The sequence below is a fragment of the Pseudoflavonifractor sp. 524-17 genome, from assembly GCF_009935845.1.
In the GTDB taxonomy this organism is placed as follows: domain Bacteria; phylum Bacillota; class Clostridia; order Oscillospirales; family Oscillospiraceae; genus Pseudoflavonifractor_A.
The window spans coordinates 1-1632 of sequence record NZ_QWEK01000119.1; the positions used below are offsets into that span (position 1 = coordinate 1).

The window sequence follows — 1632 nt, forward strand, 5'->3', positions numbered from 1 at the left end:
CCACAGAAATGAACTTCCTGACGTTGGTTTTCTTCTGCTCCTGCTGTTTCACTTCCCGCCCCAGGGTTTCCACGACGGCCTTCAACTGTTCCTGCTCCTGTTCATAGTCACGGGACAGCTTGATAAACCGTTCATCGGACAGCTTGCCGGAAATATTGTCCTCGTAAATCCTCTTGAAGATCACATCCAGCTCCGCGATGCGCTTTTCAGACTGTGCCAGCACAGCCTTTTTCTGTGCCAGCGCCTTGTCACGCTCCCGCAGGCTCCGTTCCGCCGCCCGCTGGATAAAGTCGTCCTCATACTGCGTCACATAGGAAATTGCTTCCCGCAGGTTCCGCAGTACGATTTCTTCCAACACTACACGGCGGATGGAGTGCGTCTTGCACAAGGTACGGTCTTTGCGGTAGGTGGAGCAAATGTAATACTCCTGCTCCGGCTTGAAGTGGTTGGCCCGGCAAAGGTACATCTTGCCGCTGCAATCGGCGCAGTACACCAGCCCGGAGAACATACCCATGTCCCCCATCTTGGTCGGGCGGCGTCTGGCCTGCCGGATGTTCTGTACGACCAGGAACACACTTTCCTCGATGCTCGATGATCGCCTCTTGGGTATTCTCGAAAATCACCCACTCGGACGGGTTATTCCAGACCTTTTTCTTGCTCTTGAATGACGGCTTGCTGGTCTTGAAATTGACCGTGTGGCCCAGGTACTCGACACGCTCCAAAATGCGGGAAACCGTTTCGTTTGTCCACTTGCAGGGATTAGCCGTAGGAGCGTTGCAGACCGGCAGGCCCTTTTCGTGGGCGTAGGCCGTGGGGTTCAGGACATTGTTCTGTTGCAGCCACTTGGCGATCTGCGTCGGCCCCAGGCCGTCCACGCACAGGAAGAAAATCTTTTGCACGATAGCCGCCGCTTCTTCGTCCACTATCCAGCGTTTTTTATCCTCCGGGTCTTTCATGTACCCATAGGGTGGGATGGTGCAAAGCCGCTCACCAGAGCGGCCCTTGGCCTGAAAGGTAGCCCGAATTTTCTTGCTGGTGTCCTTGGCAAACATCTCGTTAAATACGTTGCGGATTGCGGTAAACTCGCTGTCTCCGCGTATGCTGTCTACCCCGTCATTTACGGCAATAAAGTGAACGCCGTATTCAGGGAACAGCATTTCACTGATTTGGACAAGACCACAAATAAATCTTGAAACGGACTGCTGACAATCCCGGCGCTTTGGTAGCGTCGGGATTTTTCCTGCTTTATTTACATTTTTACCCTTCAAAAAATTTTGGCCCGATGATATAATTTCATCTTGCTTTGAAGCGCACTTCATAGTTTATCCTAAATGATGAAAGGCGGATTTGAGATGTACTCGGCAAAAGAGGCGGCAGAAATGACTGGACTTACCACTGCAACTCTGCGTTACTACGAAAAGGAACAGTTACTTCCAGCGATTGAAAGAACGGAGCAAAGATATAGGCAATACTCTGATACGGATATTGAGTGGATAAACATGGTACAATGCCTGCGCATGGCTAATGTACCTATCCGTTCTATTCGTGAGTATATCTTATAGTAGTATTACTTAAAAATGCTCAATCTGAAGTGAGTTGTTTACGGAAGAAGAAAGCAGCAAAAATAGCCTG

The 1632-nt window shown here is 50.4% G+C and carries 3 protein-coding genes; 2 read left to right on the forward strand and 1 reads right to left on the reverse strand.

The window, feature by feature from the left end:
- Positions 1 to 574: zinc ribbon domain-containing protein (locus D1159_RS18810; RefSeq protein ID WP_347563739.1), on the reverse strand; the 574-nt coding region annotated here is incomplete at its 3' end.
- Between the two features lie 259 nt (positions 575 to 833).
- On the opposite strand from D1159_RS18810, the gene D1159_RS19320 reads away from it, so the two are divergent.
- Positions 834 to 1193 carry a hypothetical protein gene (locus D1159_RS19320; RefSeq protein WP_202621171.1) on the forward strand — a complete coding sequence of 120 codons (360 nt, stop codon included), beginning with the start codon at positions 834 to 836 and terminating at the stop codon, positions 1191 to 1193.
- Positions 1194 to 1352: 159 nt separating this feature from the next.
- Positions 1353 to 1562, forward strand: a complete 210-nt coding sequence (locus D1159_RS18820; RefSeq protein ID WP_243152406.1) for a MerR family transcriptional regulator — start codon at positions 1353 to 1355, stop codon at positions 1560 to 1562.
- Positions 1563 to 1632: the final 70 nt, after the last annotated feature.